We start from the raw sequence: 17180 nt of genomic DNA on the forward strand, positions 1-17180 counted from the left end.
AACTCCCCATCATCGTGCCGGGTCGCGCTGCCTCGAACCTCCCCCGTGCGGGGGAGGCCGTTCCCACGGCCGGGGGATCCGGCGAAGCACCCCGACATCGCAACCTTGAGGCACTACGGCAAGCGGACGGCCCGACCCCGTGGCCGACTCCACGACCCGACCGCACCTCAGGGAGCGAAGCACATGATCCGGATCCGGAACCTGACCAAGCGTTACGGCGACGTGCTCGCCGTCGACGACCTCTCCTTCGAGGTCGCCTCCGGCACCGTGACCGGCTTCCTCGGCCCCAACGGCTCGGGCAAGTCGACCACGATGCGGATGGCGTTGGGTCTGGACCGGCCCACGTCCGGTGGCATCACGATCGGCGGCCGGGAGTACACCGAGCTGCGCGAGCCGCTGCGACACGTGGGGGCCCTGCTCGACGCCGGTGCTGTGCACAAGCGTCGCCGGGGGTACGACCACCTGCTCTACCTCGCGCAGTCCAACCGCATACCGGTCTCGCGCGTCGACGAAGTGCTGGCCGAGGTCGGCATGACCGATGCGGCCCGGCGTCGCGCCGGCGGCTACTCGCTGGGCATGCGCCAGCGCCTGGGCATAGCCGCCGCGCTACTCGGCGACCCCGAGGTGTTGATCTTCGACGAGCCGGTCAACGGCCTGGATCCCGAGGGCATCCGCTGGATCCGCGACCTGATGCGATCGCTCGCCGCCGAGGGGCGCACGGTCTTCGTGTCGAGCCACCTGATGAGCGAGATGGCACTCACCGCCGGCCACCTCGTGGTGATAGCCGGCGGGCGACTGCTCGCCGACACCGCACTGAACGAATTCGTCGGTACGGGCGAGGCATTGGAAGACGTCTATCTCCGGCTGACCGCCGGGCGTGAGCAATTTGTGGGAGGTGGCCGAGCGTGAGCACGATGACAACGGCGCGGATGGTCGAGACGGGTTCGATGTTCCCGGCCGCCGTGCGCGCCGAATGGACAAAGATCCGTTCGGTGCCCTCGACCGGATGGCTGCCCCTGGTGACCGTGGTTCTGATCGCCGGAGTGAGCACCCTCGTCGGCGCGTTCGTCGCCGAGGGGCAGCGCCGGGAGGACGGCGGCGAATACGACCCCTTCACCCTGGTGCACTACGGCGTAAACTTCGGGCAGATGGCACTCGTGGCCTTCGCCGTCCTCGCCGTGGCCGGAGAGTACGGCAGCGGCACGATTCGCTCGTCGCTGGCGGCGGTGCCCGATCGCCGGGTGTTCGCCACCGCGAAGTTGACGGTGATCACCGCGATCGCCCTGGTCACCGCCGTCGCATCGAGCCTGAGCTGCACGCTGCTCGCCCGCTTGGTCATGCCCGCCGGCGACATCTCTCTGACCGCGTCGGAGACTTGGCGGACGGCGTTCGGACACGTCGCGTATCTGACTTTGTTGGCCGTGCTGTGTGCGGGAGCCGCATTCCTGCTGCGCACCCCGATGGCCTCGATGGGCCTGCTGATGCCCCTGTTGTTCCTGGGTACGGCCGCGCTCACGGCCATACCCGGGGTGCGCGAGGTGGCCCGGTTCCTGCCGGACAAGGCGGGCCAACGCATCATGCGACTGCGCGACTTCAACGCGCACGAGGTCGACCCGTGGCTGGGCATCGGTGTCATGGCCGTGTGGGCGATGGCGGCGACCGTCGCCGCGCTGGCCGCAGTCCGCAGGCGCGACGCGTAACAGCCCCGGCCGGCGTGATCGGGGTGGGTCGGGCAGCCGGCCCAATCCTCACCACCACACGCCAATTGCCCGGGGCCACTTCGGGCACTCCACCGGTGTCGTGCCCCGAGCGGTCATCCGGCATCCGGACTGCGCGGCGTCAGGTGATCTGTGGCAGCACGCGGTCGCTCTGGCACACGTAGCGCGTGCCGTCCAGGGTGAAGCACTTGAGCGGCTCCCAGTCGCGAACGCCGGGCAGGCGGTGGACGTAGAGGTCCCGGCCGGCGGGGTGGAGCTCGAACTCGCTGGGGGTGCCTCCCGTGAAGGTCCGGCGCAGGAACAGCCCACCGCCGCGTTCGAGGATCTCTTCGAGCACCCCCACGCGTTGGTATCGGCCCAGGTAGCCTCCCGCGTCGTGCGGTGGCCTGGTGCCGTCGGGGGCGTGCGGCGGGCGGGGCGCGACTCCGGCGAGGTCGGTGAAGATCTCCCGGTACAGGTCGTGGTAGAGCGCCTGGGCGTCGCCTCCGTTGGTGAGCAGAACGACCGCGAGACGGGCGTCGGGCAGTACACGAAGGTAGGACGACTGACCCTGGGTCCTGCCGTCGTGGCCGTACACGGACCGACCGTTCCAGTCCCAACGGGCCCACCCCAGGCCCCAGCTGTCGCCGGTGTCCGGGGTGTTGGGCGTGGCCGTCTGGAACGAGCGCATCTCCTCGGCGGCGCGCGCCGACAGCAGCCGGGTGCCGTCGGGCCCGAGGCCGTCGTTCAGGTGCAGGCGGACGAAGGCGAGCACGTCGCCGACACTGGAGCACACGATGCCGCACGGGCCCTGCGAGCGGGGCATCCACGTGGGGTCGACGCGCGGCCGCCCGTCCGGTCCCGAGGTGTGACCGGCGGCGGCGCGATGCGCAAGCACGTCCTCCGGCAACGTGTGGCTGCGGGTCAGGCCCAGCGGCCTGATCACGCGTTCGCGCAGCGCGGTGTCCCAGGTCGTGCCGGTGCGGCGTTCGATCAGCCGGCCGGCGAGGATCAGGCCGACGTTGCAGTACGAGTGCGCGCGGCCCAGCGGGTGGACCGCCGGAACGTCCTTGAGCAGGGCGGTGAACCGCTCCAGGCAGTCGTCGCCGCGTCCGGTGTCGGGGAGCACGTCGCCGTCGATCCCGCTGGTGTGGGCGAGCAGGTGACGCAGCGTCAGGCGCCTGGTCCGGTCGGGGTCGGGCAGTCGCAGCTCGGGCAGGTAGCGTACGACCGGAGTGTCGAGGTCGATGGCGCCCTCGTCCACCAGGCGCATGGCGAGTGTGGCGGTCCAGACCTTGGTGATGGAGCCGATCTGCCAGAGCGTGTCGGGCGTGGCCTCGATACGGTCGTCGGCGTTGGCCAGACCGGTGGCGACCTTGACGACCCGGTCGCCGGCCAGAATGCCCAACGAGGCGCCGGGGACCTGGTGTCGGGCGGCCAGCGTGGCGAGCCTGGAGCGCCAGTGCCGGGCCGTGGACGTGTCGCCCGCACTGTCCGCCTCGGCCGGTGGTGCGTCGCTCGCGGACGCGGCAGGCGCGGCGCCGACGACCACCGTTCCGGCCGTGCCCGCCACTGCGGCGGCGGCCAGCGAACCGCGCAGCACGGTGCGCCGGGTGGGTGTGCTTCGGGTGCCGTCGGCGGCTTCCGCCGAGGAAGGGATCCGGGGAGGGTGGGTCACGAATCTGCCTCTCGATCGATGTCGGTCGTGCAGGCGGGGAAGCGACCGGACCGTGCGCGCCCGAAGACGCCGACGACCGTCTTGCCGTCGTCGCCCCGGGAACACGGCGTCCACACGCGACGCGTCCCGGCGACGTCGCGCCCCGGGTGCGGGCGCGTCGCTGCCCCGTTCGACGAGAGTAGGAAGCGGGGTCTCGAGCGGCATCGTTCTCACGTGGGAGGACTCGGATACCTCTCCGGTTCCCCTTACGCCCACCGCCGGTCGCGCGAACCCAGGACAAAGATCAGCCGTCCGGGGGGTTCGGACGTCCGCGTCGGTGTGGTGCGTGACCTCGCGCTTGGTGCCCGAGCCCACGACGACCGCCCGGTGAACCGACGACGTGGTGCTTTCGACACAGGGCGCCGAGCGGCCACGAGGCCGTCCGGGACGTCCCGATGCGCACCGGACGGCCCGACCGTGGGCGGATCCCGCTGATCGACGCGGGGGCGACGGCGCGGATCCAGGGCCCCGACCATCGGCACTGCCGCGACGTGGTCCGCGCGCACCTGGAGACCGAGGAGCCGCGCTTGTGCTGCCGGGGCGCCCGCGCGAACGTGCACGCTTCCGACATGCTGCTCCAGTTCCCGAACGGCCGGGAGACGTCCGTATCGGAGCGGAGCCCACGGCGAACGACCGTGAGCGGCACGCGTGTTCGACAGTGAGCCGGCCGACACCCGCGCGCCGCCGCATCCGCTACCGCATCTCCCGCTCCGTGAAGGCACGGAAGTCGCGCAGCGGGCGGCCGGTGAGGTGTTGTGCGATGTCGTCTGCAAGGCCTGGGGCCTGTCCGACGATGATCTTTGTGGTGTCTCGGGGTGGGTTGACGGATGCGGCGTGGGTTCGGATCGAGCTGTTGTTGCCGGTGGTGGACGGTCGGGGTCGGTCTTGGTGTGATCATCGGCAGGTGGTCGACGGGGTGGTGTGGCGGTTGCGCGCGGGTGTCCGTGGCGGGACGTCCCGGCACGGTATGGGCCGTGGCAGGCGGTGTACGAGCGTTTCTCCCGGTGGGAGGCGGACGGGACGTGGTCCGTGGTGCGCGAGCATGTACGGGTGCGTGACGACGCGGTCGACCGAGTCGACTGCTCGGTGTCGGTGGACTCCACGATCGTCCGCGCCCACCAACACGCATCCGGCGCACGGGGGTTGCGGATACGCGGACCAACCGGCCGGCGTGGAGCGTGCGGCGGCGGGCGCGGCGCGTTCGGCTCGCGAGGCTCTCGGCCGCTCGCGGGGCGGGTTGACCAAGATGCTGCACGTCGCGGTGGACGGGCGGGGCCTGCCGCTGTCGCTCGTGGTCACCCCGGGATTTCGGTCAAGTCGAGGCCCACGCAGTGGACATCGCGGCTCAGGACGGCCGCCGAGAGCGCCGGGGCAGGGCGGCCGGGGAGATGAGGAGCAGGCACAGTGTGGTGGGCTTGGGGAGTGGTTTGCCGACTCGGGATGAAGCTCTCGTCGGATTTGTCGGCCGGGCTTGTCGGCCGGGCTTCCGCGCCCCGGGGTTTCGGCGTGTGCCGGTGGGTTGCAACTCGCGCCCGATCGGGTCGAGGCGCGTACGACTGCCTGTCGTGGGAGCAGGGAGCGGCCGACGTGCGTGACGATCAGCCGGCCTGCTCCGGCCGCGCGGGCGGTGTCGCCGGCGTCCCCGGCGGGCCGTACAGGGGGACGCGCGGCCGGAGTTCGCCGTGGGACGACGGTCGCCCGGTCGCCACCTCACCCCACCGCCGAGGTCCGCTCGCGCGAAACTCGCGCGGGATCGGCGCTGTCGCGAACATCATGTACGGTCACTGCTCGTGGACGCGCCTGCACACGACGAATCCGTCTGCGTCTTTCGTGCATTCGAAAACGGGCTGAGAGAACCCCGCCGTCGTTGTTGCACCCGAATCTTCTCCGTCAGCCTCGGGGTAATACGCGAGCGAGAAGTGCCGGGCCGCGCTGGGGTACTTGTCGAGCAGACCGCGAAACTCCACGATCAGTCCGTCGAACTCCTCCGGGATGGTTTCGTTCCTGTTGCGCTGCTCCGTCATGGTGGCCTCCCTGTTCGGAGAAGCGCTGATACCGCTTCGAGGGGCAGTCACAGCCATCGACGCCGTACCACCGCTTGAGAACTTCACGCCGTCGCCCACCTCCAGCTTCACACGACGAACGCGCGTTCGCAGCGTGCGCACCAGGAGGCGCTGCGCCGGCTGCTGCCGCCGGAGAACTCGATGCACGTCCAGGCGTCTCGGTGCGTCGCGCGTCGGCGAATGCCAAGGGCCGGCCGGACACCGTGGCCGGTGCCACGGCCCTCGCGCCGCGGCGATAGACGATGTCCGCGAGTGCCGACCCGCTGCGCCGGCCCTCCGGGTATCCGCAGTCAGCGCCGCCCGCCCAGGATGATCTTCCAGACGCGCGTTGCCACCTGCAGATTGAGCCGGGTGTCCACATCCGCCAGGTCGCGGTGGCTGATCTCACGGATGCGCTGCAGCCGGTAGCGCAGGGTGCTGCGGTGGACCATCAGCGCGGCGGCCGCTTCGTCGTAGTTGCCTCCGCAGTCGAAGTAGCGCGAGAGCGTCTCCACCAACTCCGTGTCGTGCCCTGCGTCGTAGTCGATCAGCCGGCCGAGCCACTCTCGCACGAAGTCTTCGAGCTCCCGGAGATCGTTTCCGGGCCCCAGGATCCGGTACAGCCCGAGGTCGTCGAAAAACGTCGTCCCGCTGCGCCGGCGGGAGTTCTGCCGCACCTCCAGGGCCCGCAGTGCCTCCTGATAACAGCGGGGAATGCCTTCCGGGGAGTCGCAGCGGGAGCTCACCCCGATTGCTCCGTCGGGCGTCCCCAGCTCACGGGCCAGCGCTGTGTACACGGCATCGTCGTCAGGCCTGGCTTCGGTCAGCAGGACCATCCGGTCGCCGCGCCGGGTGATCAGCGGACGGGTCGCCGAGGTGGCCGTCGCCTGCTCGACGGCACGGGTGAAGGAACTGCTCACGGCGTTTCCCGGCCAGTGCACCACGACCACGTAGTGCGTACGTTGCAGGTCGTGGCCGACGGCTTCGGCCCGGGCGTAGGCGCTCGTCTCGTCGGTGCCCTCCAACAGGTCGTCGATCAGTCGGCGGCGCAGCCGCGTTTCGACCTCGGCGAGTTCGCGCATATGCATGAGCTCTTGGGCGAGCGACTGCTGGGCGTGATCCAAGGCGAACCTGGTGCGCTCGTTGGCCGTCGCTTCGGGGTCCTCGATGGCGAGTACGCCGAGGACGTCACCGCGCGGGCGGGCCAGGGCGATCAACCGGTCCTCGACTCTGACCGGGCCCGCCTCGCGCGCGACCTGCCGCAGCATCTCTTCCTGGCGGGTCGAGGACCGCACCGGATAGGGATCGGGCCGGTCGGGACCGGCCCAGGACCTCAGGTTGCCGAACCGGTCCTCGACGAGCGCCGACAGCCCGGTGAGCTCGTACAGCGCTTGGGTGATGGCGTCCTCGCCGCCGCCCCGGGCAGTGACACGGGCGAGGGTCTCGTACACGGTCGTCTGCAGGTGCAACTCGGAGCGCATGGTGTCCAGTTGCCGCAGTGCGGTGTCCCGTTCGGTGCGGAGTCGGCTCAGTTCGCCGGCTCGGTCGTGCTGCTCGGCGCGCGTGACCGTCAGTGACAGGGCCGCCGATGCGATCCCCACGAGGGTCGAGAGGAGGAAGTGGCCCTGCTCGTCGGGCCCGGACTGGGAGGAGACCAGGATGTAGCCGAGCAGACCGCCGGCCCCGCGCAGGCCGTACGCCCAGGTCCAGGACCGCTCTGGAAGGGATACGCAGCCGTCGGCCTCGCCCAACTCCGTCATCCGTGCGTCGGCGACCCTTGGCGCTCGGGCGTCGTGGCCGCGGACGCGGGACAAACCGTCGCCCGTCGCGAGGTATCCGGCCTCGGCGTGGTAGGGACCGAGGGCACTGACGTGCCGCATGGCCAACCGTACGATCTCACTCTGTTCGGCGCAGGTGAACAGAGTGTGGGACAGCACCAGCAGCCCGTGTGGGTCCAGCGCCGCGAGCGGACGGGGGTCGTGCCATTCGGTGCCCGCAGTGTTGCTCGGATGGCGGGTCATTTCCTGGTCGGCGGCGTGAGGGGGCAGCCTTCGTGACGGATGGCAGGCCATAGATCATCACTCCGTTCTCCTCGGGTCGTCGAGGGCGATCGAGCGAGTCGTGGGATCCACGCCTGGGTGAGCCCGGAGCATCCAGCCTAGGCAAGGCCATCTGATTTGTCTGAATGTGAGCCTTGTGCTCGTGGACCGACCGGCTGCGTCGATTTCTGACCTGCCAGGTGCAGGCGGAGTGGCTGCTCTCTTGCCACTCTGGGCTTGTCGGGGATCGCCGGGCCCACCGGTGGCCGTGGAAGGACCGGCTGATGAACGAGCAGGCCCGCAGGACCCTCGCCGGACTGCCCCTCGCCCTGTACGGGCCGGTTCCGCAGCACTCGTCGGCGCTCTGCTCGGCCTGCCGGTGCCTGTGACCCAGTGTGGCCGCCGGGACTTCGCCCTGGTGAGCTTCATACAACCCGGCCGGTACGACGACGTCGTCGCCGAGGAGGCGGTGCGGCTGCCGGCCGAGCTGCCCGGGGGACCGGCACCAGTACCAGCAGCGGAGCTTGGAAGAGCAGCCGCCCGCGGAGCGGTCCCACCGTCACCTGAGCGAGTGCGGAAGACCGGGCGCGATTCCGAGGGCGAACGGGGCCGTCCATCGCGGAAGGAATTCCTCATGGCCAAGGCAGTAGGCATCGACCTGGGCACCACCAACTCGGTGATCGCCGTCTGGGAGGGCGGCGAGTCGACGGTCCTACCCAGCAGCGAGGGCAACCGCACAACGCCCTCCGTGGTGGCCTTCACCGATACCGGCGAGCGCCTGGTGGGCCAGCTGGCCCGCCGTCAGGCGATCCTCAACCCCAAGGGCACCATCTACTCGGCCAAGCGGTTCATCGGCCGACACTTCGACGAGATCTCCGAAGAGGCCAAGGCCGTCGCGTACGACGTGGTCGAGGGAGACGGCGGCGCCGCCCGCATCAAGGTGCGCGACAAGCTCTACGCGCCCGAGGAGATCAGCGCGCAGGTGTTGCGCAAGCTCGCCGACGACGCCTCCAAGCAGCTGGGAGAGCGGGTCACGGAGGCGGTCGTCACGGTGCCCGCCTACTTCAACGACGCCCAGCGCACCGCCACCAAGGACGCCGGACGGATCGCCGGTCTGGAAGTGCTGCGGATCATCAACGAGCCGACCGCGGCCGCCCTCGCCTACGGCATGGACAAGAAGCAGCACGAGACCGTGCTCGTCTTCGACCTGGGCGGAGGCACCTTCGACGTCAGCATCCTCGACGTCGGCGACGGCGTCGTGGAGGTACGGTCCACGGCGGGCGACAGCCATCTGGGCGGCGACGACTTCGACCGCCGGCTGGTCGACCATCTCGCCGACGGCTTCCAGAAGGAGAACGGCATCGACCTGCGCAGGGACCCGCAGGCGCTGCAACGCCTGTTCGAGGCCGCCGAGAAGGCCAAGACCGAGCTCAGCTCGGTGACCCAGACTCAGGTCAGCCTGCCGTTCATCACGGCCGACGCCTCCGGGCCCAAACATCTGACCACGACGATCATGCGGTCCACGTTCGAGCAGATCACCGGCGACCTGGTGGAGCGTTGCCTGGGCCCGGTGCGGCAGGCCATGGACGACGCCAAGGTCAGTGACAACGACATCGACGAGGTCATCCTCGTCGGCGGCTCCACCCGCATCCCCGCCGTCCAGGCCCTGGTGCGACGGCTGACCGGCGGCAAGGAACCCAACATGAGCGTCAACCCCGACGAGGTCGTGGCGATGGGCGCCGCGATCCAGGCCGGGGTCCTCAAGGGCGAGGTCAAGGATGTCCTGCTGCTCGATGTCACCCCGTTGTCGCTGGGCGTGGAGACACGCGGCGGCGTGATGACGAAGATCATCGAGCGGAACACCACCATTCCGGTGCGCCGCGCAGAGACCTTCTCCACCGCCGAGGACAACCAGCCCGCCGTCGACGTCGTCGTCCTGCAGGGCGAGCGTGAGAGGGCCGCCGACAACCGGGTCCTGGGTCGTTTCCAGCTCACCGACATCCGCCCCGCGCCGCGCGGCGAGCCGCAGGTCGAGGTCATCTTCGACATCGACGCCAACGGCATCCTCAACGTCACCGCGCGGGACAAGGACACCGGCAAGGAACAGAGCATCACCATCAGCGAGAGCTCCAACCTCGACCGCAGCGAGGTCGAGCGGATGGTCCATGAGGCCGAACGCAACCGCGGCGAGGACCAGGCCCTGCGCGAGGCAGTCGACGCCCGCAACGAACTCGACGCCATCGCCTACCAGGTCGAAAAGCGCCTCGGCGAGCTCGGCGACGCCGCGCCCGCACACGAGAAGGCCCGCGCCGAGATGCTGGTGGCCGAGGCCCGCGAGGCGGTCGCGAACGAGGCCGGGGCGGACAAGGTCCGGCCGCTGACGTCCGAACTCCAGCAGGTCTTCGCGGGGCTCGCGGCCCATCAGGGGGAAGCCGCCGCGGGGGGTCCGGCAGACACCGGCTCGCCGAACGGATCCGGTCCCGGCGGGGCCCCGCCGGGCGGAGCCGGGGGCGACGACGATGTGATCGACGCCGAGTTCGACAAGGGCTGAGGTGCCCGCCATGCCCATCACACCCCGGGGCCGAGAGCCCGACCCCCCGGAAGGCGCCGTACAGCCGCCGCGCGGGGATCTCACGCAGTCCGGACAGCCGACCGAACAGGCCGAGCCGGGGCCCGACGCCGCAACCGGCGCCGCCGCACCCGACGACGAATACGCGGCCGCGCTGCGAGAGGCCGAGGACGGCCGGCTGCGCGCCCTGGCCGACCTCGACAACCTGCGCAAACGCCACGCCAGGGAGCTGGAGCGGGTGGCCGCGGCCGAACGCGCCCGTACGGCCGCGGCCTTCCTGCCCGTCATCGACAACCTGGAACTTGCCCTGGGCCACGCGGCCGCCGACCCCGGTGCGATTGTCGAAGGAGTCCGGGCTGTGCGTGATCAGGCCGTGAACATCCTGGAGCGGCTGGGCTACCCGCGCAACGCGGAGAACGGAGTGCCGTTCGATCCGGCCCGGCACGAGGTGGTCGGGGTGGTTCAGGATCCCGACGCCGATCCGAACACCGTGGTCCAGGTGCTGCGACCCGGTTACGGGGAGGCCGAGCGGCAGCTGCGGCCTGCCGCCGTAACCGTCGCCAAGCGGGAGTGACCGTTCATGGCACGCGACTTCTACGAGGTGCTCGGCGTTCCGCGCACCGCCGACCGGGACGAGATCCAGCGGGCCTACCGCACCCTGGCCCGCAGGTACCACCCCGACGTCAACAAGGACCCCCAGGCGGAGGAGCGGTTCAAGGAGATCAATGAGGCCTTCAGCGTCCTGTCCGATCCGGAGCAGCGAGCTCGGTACGACCGCTTCGGCGAGGACTTCCGGAAGATCCCGGAGGACTGGGAGGAGCGGGTCACTGCCGGCGCCGGAGCCGGCAGTGGCTCCCGGCGGACCACCGGCGGCGGTCCCCGGGTGCGGTACTCCACGGCAGGCTTCGGGGGCGAGGGCGTCGACGTCGAGGATCTGTTCGGCTCGCTGTTCGGCGGCGCCGGGCGAACGCGGGTTCCCGGCGCCGACCAGGAGGCCGAACTGCCGCTCACCGTCGAGGAGGCCTATCGGGGCGGCCTCCGTACGGTCACCCTCGCCGGGCCGGCCGGGCAGCGGCGCTACCGGGTCGACGTGCCGCCCGGCACCACCGACGGGCAGCGCATCCGGCTGGCCGGGGAGGGCGGGCGTGGAAGCGGCGACGACGCTCCCACCGGAGACCTGTACCTGAGGGTGCGGATCCGGCCGCACCCCGAGTTCCGCCTCGACGGCCGGGACGTCCACGTGAGGCTTGCGGTCACACCGTGGGAGGCGGCGCTGGGCGCGACCGTACCGGTGCGCACGCCGAGCGGTGCCACGGCGAAGGTCACCGTACCCGCCGGGTCCTCCAGCGGACGGCGCCTACGGCTGCGCGGCGAGGGCATGCCGGGCCCGCGCGGCGCGAACGGAGACCTGTACGCGGAGCTGCGGATCATGGTGCCGCCCCGGCTGAACGACCGGGAGCGCGAACTGCTGGAGGAACTCGCCGCCGTCTCCTCGTTCGATCCCAGGAGGACCTGATGACCGACCGACCGGCCGAGGCCCGCCCGTCCCACGCACGCACGACCGAGGTGGGCGTGCACTACGCGATCGTGCCCGTGCCCAGGCTCTCCCTGGAGACCGTGGCCCGCCGCTCCGGCCTCCATCCCGACCTGATCCGTCGGTTCGTCGCCCTCGGACTGGTGGATGCCGACCGTGACGCCTCCGGCCGGCTGGTGTTCGCCCCCACGGCCCCGGCCGCCCTGGCCCGCGTCCAGCGGCTGCGCACCGGGCTGTGCCTGAATTACGCATCCCTGGGTCTGGTGCTCGACCTGCTCGACCGCATCAGCCTGCTCGAAGCCGCGCTGCGGCGTGCAGGCATGAGGAGTGATCTACCACCATGGACATGAACCGCCTGACCCAGAAGTCACAGGAAGCCCTGCAGGAGGCCCAGAGCGCCGCCGGCCGCCTGGGCCACACCGAGGTCGACGGCGAACATCTGCTGCTTGCCCTCCTCGACCAGGAGGAGGGCCTGATCCCGCGGCTGCTGCAGCGGGCGGGCACCGAGCCGAAGGAGTTGCGGGCGGCCGTACGCGAGGAACTCTCCCACCGGCCCAAGGTGACCGGCCCGGGCGCGGCGCCGGGCCAGGTCTTCGTCACCCGGCGCCTGGCCCGGCTGCTGGACGAGGCGGAGCGGGAGGCCAAACGCCTCAAGGACGAGTACGTGTCCGTGGAACACCTGCTGCTGGCCCTCGCCGAGGAGGGCTCGGCGACCGCCGCCGGGCGCCTGCTCAAGGAGCACGGCGCGACCCGGGACTCCTTCCTCGGCGCGCTCACCCAGGTCCGCGGCAACCAGCGCGTGACCTCCGCCAACCCCGAGGTGGCCTACGAGGCCCTGGAGAAGTACGGCCGCGACCTGGTCCTCGAGGCTCGGTCCGGGCGGCTGGACCCCGTCATCGGCCGGGACGCCGAGATCCGCCGCGTCACGCAGATCCTCAGCCGCAAGTCCAAGAACAACCCCGTCCTGATCGGCGACCCCGGCGTCGGCAAGACCGCCATCGTCGAGGGTCTCGCCCAGCGCATCGTCCGCGGCGACGTGCCCGAAGGACTCCGAGACAAGATCGTGTTCGCCCTCGACATGGGCTCCCTGGTCGCCGGCGCCAAGTACCGCGGCGAGTTCGAAGAGCGCCTCAAGGCCGTGCTGTCCGAGGTGAAGGCCGCCCAGGGACGCATCCTGCTCTTCGTCGACGAACTGCACACCGTCGTCGGCGCGGGCGCCGCCGAAGGGGCCATGGACGCGGGCAACATGCTCAAGCCGATGCTCGCACGGGGCGAACTGCACATGATCGGCGCGACCACCCTCGACGAGTACCGCAAGCACATCGAGAAGGACGCCGCCCTCGAACGCCGCTTCCAGCAGGTCCTGGTCGAGGAACCCAGCGTGGAGGACACCATCTCCATCCTGCGCGGACTGCGCGAACGCCTCGAGGTCTTCCACGGCGTCAAGATCCAGGACACCTCGCTGGTCGCGGCGGCGACGCTCTCCCACCGCTACATCACCGACCGTTTCCTGCCCGACAAGGCCATCGACCTCGTCGACGAGGCGTGCGCCCGGCTGCGTACCGAGATCGACTCGATGCCCGCCGAACTCGACGAGATCACCCGCCGCGTCACCCGCCTGGAGATCGAGGAGGCGGCCCTGTCCAAGGAGACCGACCCCGCCAGCAACGCCCGCCTGAACGAGCTGCGCAGGGAACTGGCCGACCTGCGCGGCGAGGCCGACGCCAAACACGCCCAGTGGGAGGCCGAACGGCAGGCGATCCGCCGCGTGCAGGAACTGCGCCAGGAACTGGAGCAGGTCCGCCACGAGGCGGAGGAGGCCGAACGCGCCTACGACCTCAACCGAGCCGCCGAACTCCGCTACGGCCGGCTCCAGGACCTGGAGCGCCGACTTGCCGCAGAGGAGGAGCAACTCACCGCCAAACAAGGGCAGAACCGGCTGCTGCGCGAGGTCGTCACCGAGGAGGAGATCGCCGAGATCGTCGCCGCCTGGACCGGAATCCCCGTCGCCCGCCTCCAGGAGGGCGAACGCGAGAAAGTGCTGCGCCTGGACGAGATCCTGCGCGAGCGCGTCATCGGCCAGGACGAGGCCGTCAAGCTCGTCGCCGACGCCATCATCCGCGCCCGCTCCGGCATCCGCGACCCGCGCCGCCCCATCGGCTCGTTCATCTTCCTCGGCCCCACCGGCGTCGGAAAGACCGAGCTGGCCAAGACCCTCGCCCGGACCCTGTTCGACTCCGAGGAGAACATGGTCCGCCTCGACATGAGCGAGTACCAGGAGCGGCACACCGTCAGCCGACTGATGGGCGCACCGCCCGGATACGTCGGCTACGAGGAAGGCGGCCAGCTCACCGAGGCCGTACGCCGCAAGCCGTACTCGGTCGTACTGTTCGACGAGATCGAGAAGGCGCACACCGACGTCTTCAACACCCTGCTGCAAATCCTCGACGACGGCCGCATCACCGATGCGCAAGGCCGGACCGTCGACTTCCGCAACACCGTGATCATCATGACGTCCAACATCGGCTCCGAGTACCTCCTCGACGGCGCCACCGCCGAGGGTGAGATCAAGCCCGACGCCCGCGCCCTGGTGATGGGCGAGCTGCGCGGGCACTTCCGCCCGGAGTTCCTCAACCGCGTCGACGACATCGTGCTGTTCAAACCGCTCGGTGAGCGGCAGATCGAGCGGATCGTGGAGCTGCAGTTCGACGAACTGCGCCGCCGCCTCGCCGAACGCCGCATCACCATCGAACTCAGCGACGCAGCCCGTGAATTGATCGCCCACCAGGGCTACGACCCGGTGTACGGGGCCCGGCCACTGCGGCGTTACATCTCCCACGAGGTCGAGACGCTGGTCGGGCGGGCCCTGCTGCGCGGCGACGTCCAGGACGGCGCAAGGATCCGCGTCGACGCCGAGCACGCAGAGCTGGTGGTCACCTACGACCAGCCCGAGGACGTGAAGGGAGCGAGGGTGGCATGAGCAGCGTGCAAGCCACCAACGTCACCTGCCCGCACTGCGGGCGCACCAACCGGGTACCCGTGGCCGCCGAAGGCCGCCCCAGGTGCGGCAACTGCAAGCAGCCTCTGCCGTGGATGGCCGACGCGGGCGACGACGACTTCACCGAGGTCGTCGAGCAGGCCACCGTGCCCGTCGTCGTCGACCTGTGGGCCACCTGGTGCGGCCCCTGCCGCATGGTGAGCCCCGCGCTGGAGAAGGTCGCCGCCGATCTCGCGGGAACGATCAAACTGGTCAAGGTCGACATCGACAAGAACCCGCGCCTGGCGCGACGGTTCGAGGTCCAGGCCGTACCGACGCTGCTGGTCCTCGACAAAGGACGAACCATCGCCCGACAGTCGGGTGCCGCACCTGCCCCTGTCCTGAGGCAGTGGGTGGAGCAGTCGATCGCCGGCCGCGAGCCGGCCGGGAAAGGATGATCGACCATGACCGTACGAACCGACCCCCACCTCGCCCTCGTACGCCCCGTCACCCCGCGCGCCCCAGGATGCGAGGAATGCCTCGCCACGCATTCCCCCTGGGTTCACCTTCGGCTCTGCCTGACCTGCGGCCACGTCGGCTGCTGCGATTCCTCGCCGAACCGGCACGCCCGCCGGCACGCCGCCGCCGACGGCCACCCGATCGTGGCGTCGCTCGAGCCCGGCGAGGACTGGCGATGGTGCTTCGTCCACGAGGCGTTCGTGTGATGGCCGGCGACGAGACGCGGCCGGGTGCGGCGCCGGTGCCGGACGAGGCGCAGGAGAGCGTCCCCTTCGAGACCCCCGACATCTACGGCGCGTATCCCCGCCTGTCGGACGACCAGATGGCCCGCCTGGCGCAGCACGGTCGGCGGCGCGCGATCGACGCCGGCGACGTACTGATCCGGGAGGGGGAGCGGTGCGAAGCGTTCTACGTCGTCCTCAGTGGTTCGGTCGCCATCGTCGAGGGCTTCGGCACGCCCGGCGAACGCCTGCTGCGTGTGCACGGCCCTGGGCGCTTCATCGGCGAACTCGGCCTCCTGAACGGACAGGTGGCCTTCTACACCGCCGTGGTCAGGGACCCCGGCGAGATCCTCGCCTTGTCCGTGGAGCAGCTGCGCGACCTGGTGACCCGGGACTCCCTCCTGGGTGATGTGGTGCTGCGCGCCTGCCTGGGGCGCCGTGCCCTGCTCGTCGGTCAGGGCGCCGGTTTCCGCATCATCGGCTCGCGCTACTCGCCCGACACCCGGCGGCTGCGCGAGTTCGCCGCCCGCAACCGGCTGCCGCACCGCTGGATCGATCTGGAGACGGACCAGGAGGCCGAGGCGCTGCTGCGCCGTTTCGCGGTCGGTCCTGAGCAGACGCCGCTGGTGATCTGGCGGGACACCACCCTGCTGCGCAATCCGAGCAACGCCGAACTGGCCCGGTTCATCGGCCTGCCGTCCCTGGAATCGGGCAACGGCCGCGGCGATCTCCTGATCGTCGGCTCCGGTCCGGCCGGTCTCGCCGCCGCGGTGAACGCCGCCTCGGAGGGCCTCGGCACTACCGTGGTCGAGGCGCTGGCCACCGGCGGCCAGGCCGGGACGTCCTCCCGCATCGACAACTGCTTCGGTTTCCCTTCCGGCATCTCCGGCGCCGAACTCACCGAGCGCGCCGTGCTCCAGGTGGAAAAGTTCGGCGCCCGAATCAGCGTCCCGGCGGAGGCGGCCCGGCTCGAACGGCGGGACGGCCACTACGCCGTCGGGTTCGCCGACGGCAGCGAGATCACCGCCCGTACCGTCGTCCTGGCCACCGGCGCCCGCTACCGCCGCCTCCATGTACCCGGCATCGAGCCGTTGGAGGGCACGAGCGTCCACTACTCGGCGACCGTCTACGAGGCCCAGCAGTGCCGTACCGACCCGGTGGCGGTGGTCGGCGGCGGCAACTCCGCCGGCCAGGCCGTGCTCTTCCTGGCCGGGTACGCGCCACAGGTGTATCTGCTCGTCCGCGGCCCGAGCCTCGAGGCACACATGTCCCGTTACCTGATCGATCGCATAGAGCGCCACCCGCGGGTGCGGGTGCTGCTGCACACCGAGATGACCGAGGTGCTCGGCGACGAGGCGCTGGAGGTGGTCACCGTGGTCGACCACCGTACGGGCGAGAACCACCACCTCCCGGTGCGGGCCCTGTTCGTCTTCACCGGCGCCGATCCCCACACCGAGTGGCTGTCCGGCGCGCTCGCCCTCGACGCGCGCGGCTACGTGCTCACCGGTACGGAGGCACAAGCCCGCTCCGTTCCCGAACTGTGGCAGAGCCAGGGCCGCGACTGCCTGACGTTGGAGACCAGCCTGCCTGGCGTCTTCGCCGCCGGCGACGTCCGCAGCGGCTCGGTGAAACGCGTGGCCTCCGCGGTCGGCGAAGGCGCGATGAGCATCCACTTCGTGCACCGTCACCTGAGCGACACGGCCTCGCCCGGCGGCACCGACACCTCGCCGCGCACCCGTCCGAAAGAGTCCGCTTGGCTCGGATGACGCCCAGCGGGCGACGAGAAGGCACCGAGAGCAGCGGCCCGGACGCGAACGCCGCGGTTCCGAACACCCCGTCCGGCACCGCGGCCGGGCCGGCGAGGC

Annotated in this window: 13 protein-coding genes and 2 pseudogenes; 12 read left to right on the forward strand and 3 right to left on the reverse strand. The window is 70.7% G+C overall.

Annotated features, from left to right (window positions below; all coding sequences use genetic code 11):
* Positions 1-183: 183 nt before the first annotated feature.
* Both ACIBSV_RS10835 and ACIBSV_RS10840 read left to right on the forward strand, forming a co-directional pair.
* A pseudogene (locus ACIBSV_RS10835) lies at positions 184-828 on the forward strand (ABC transporter ATP-binding protein); the annotation flags it as partial.
* 86 nt (positions 829-914) lie between these two features.
* On the forward strand, positions 915-1700 hold the full coding sequence (locus ACIBSV_RS10840; RefSeq protein WP_395861837.1) for an ABC transporter permease: 786 nt from the start codon (positions 915-917) through the stop codon (positions 1698-1700).
* 139 nt (positions 1701-1839) lie between these two features.
* Here ACIBSV_RS10840 and ACIBSV_RS10845 read toward each other — a convergent pair whose 3' ends face one another.
* Entirely contained in the window at positions 1840-3375 is a 1536-nt protein-coding gene (locus tag ACIBSV_RS10845; protein ID WP_395861458.1) for a serine hydrolase domain-containing protein, read from the reverse strand.
* Between the two features lie 434 nt (positions 3376-3809).
* Here ACIBSV_RS10845 and ACIBSV_RS10850 point away from each other — a divergent pair, with 434 nt between their 5' ends.
* Positions 3810-4076, forward strand: coding sequence for a hypothetical protein (locus tag ACIBSV_RS10850; protein WP_395861460.1), 267 nt, complete (start codon positions 3810-3812; stop codon positions 4074-4076).
* Positions 4077-4216: 140 nt separating this feature from the next.
* Positions 4217-4783 (forward strand): annotated as a pseudogene (locus tag ACIBSV_RS10855) (IS5 family transposase); the annotation flags it as partial.
* Positions 4784-5195: 412 nt separating this feature from the next.
* Here ACIBSV_RS10855 and ACIBSV_RS10860 read toward each other — a convergent pair.
* Both ACIBSV_RS10860 and ACIBSV_RS10865 read right to left on the reverse strand, forming a co-directional pair.
* Positions 5196-5549, reverse strand: coding sequence for a hypothetical protein (locus tag ACIBSV_RS10860; RefSeq protein ID WP_395861462.1), 354 nt, complete (start codon positions 5547-5549; stop codon positions 5196-5198).
* Positions 5550-5767: 218 nt separating this feature from the next.
* Complete coding sequence (locus ACIBSV_RS10865) at positions 5768-7477, reverse strand: PucR family transcriptional regulator (RefSeq protein WP_395861464.1); 1710 nt, start codon at positions 7475-7477, stop codon at positions 5768-5770.
* A gap of 652 nt (positions 7478-8129) precedes the next feature.
* Here ACIBSV_RS10865 and dnaK point away from each other — a divergent pair.
* Genes dnaK through ACIBSV_RS10905 form a run of 8 tightly spaced genes read left to right on the forward strand, consistent with a single transcriptional unit; the run spans position 8130 to position 17081 of the window.
* Positions 8130-10046: a molecular chaperone DnaK gene (gene dnaK / locus ACIBSV_RS10870; RefSeq protein WP_395861465.1), complete on the forward strand. Its 1917-nt coding sequence runs from the start codon at positions 8130-8132 to the stop codon at positions 10044-10046.
* Between the two features lie 10 nt (positions 10047-10056).
* A complete protein-coding gene (locus tag ACIBSV_RS10875) occupies positions 10057-10638 on the forward strand; it encodes a nucleotide exchange factor GrpE (protein WP_395861467.1) in 582 nt (193 codons plus the stop codon).
* Positions 10639-10644: 6 nt separating this feature from the next.
* A complete protein-coding gene (locus ACIBSV_RS10880) occupies positions 10645-11580 on the forward strand; it encodes a DnaJ C-terminal domain-containing protein (protein WP_395861469.1) in 936 nt (311 codons plus the stop codon).
* Positions 11580-11948 (forward strand): chaperone modulator CbpM, encoded by a 369-nt coding sequence (locus ACIBSV_RS10885; RefSeq protein WP_395861471.1) that lies wholly within the window; start codon positions 11580-11582, stop codon positions 11946-11948. The genes ACIBSV_RS10880 and ACIBSV_RS10885 overlap by 1 nt, the downstream gene beginning before the upstream one ends.
* Positions 11939-14578: an ATP-dependent chaperone ClpB gene (gene clpB, locus ACIBSV_RS10890; RefSeq protein ID WP_395861473.1), complete on the forward strand. Its 2640-nt coding sequence runs from the start codon at positions 11939-11941 to the stop codon at positions 14576-14578. Before ACIBSV_RS10885 ends, clpB begins: the two co-directional genes overlap by 10 nt.
* Positions 14575-15033, forward strand: coding sequence for a thioredoxin (trxA, locus tag ACIBSV_RS10895; protein ID WP_395861475.1), 459 nt, complete (start codon positions 14575-14577; stop codon positions 15031-15033). The genes clpB and trxA overlap by 4 nt, the downstream gene beginning before the upstream one ends.
* A gap of 6 nt (positions 15034-15039) precedes the next feature.
* Positions 15040-15300: a UBP-type zinc finger domain-containing protein gene (locus ACIBSV_RS10900; protein ID WP_263233558.1), complete on the forward strand. Its 261-nt coding sequence runs from the start codon at positions 15040-15042 to the stop codon at positions 15298-15300.
* Complete coding sequence (locus tag ACIBSV_RS10905; RefSeq protein ID WP_395861477.1) at positions 15300-17081, forward strand: FAD-dependent oxidoreductase; 1782 nt, start codon at positions 15300-15302, stop codon at positions 17079-17081. The genes ACIBSV_RS10900 and ACIBSV_RS10905 overlap by 1 nt, the downstream gene beginning before the upstream one ends.
* Positions 17082-17180 lie beyond the last annotated feature (99 nt).

Origin of the sequence: Embleya sp. NPDC050154, assembly GCF_044460165.1 — a bacterium.
Lineage (GTDB): Bacteria > Actinomycetota > Actinomycetes > Streptomycetales > Streptomycetaceae > Embleya.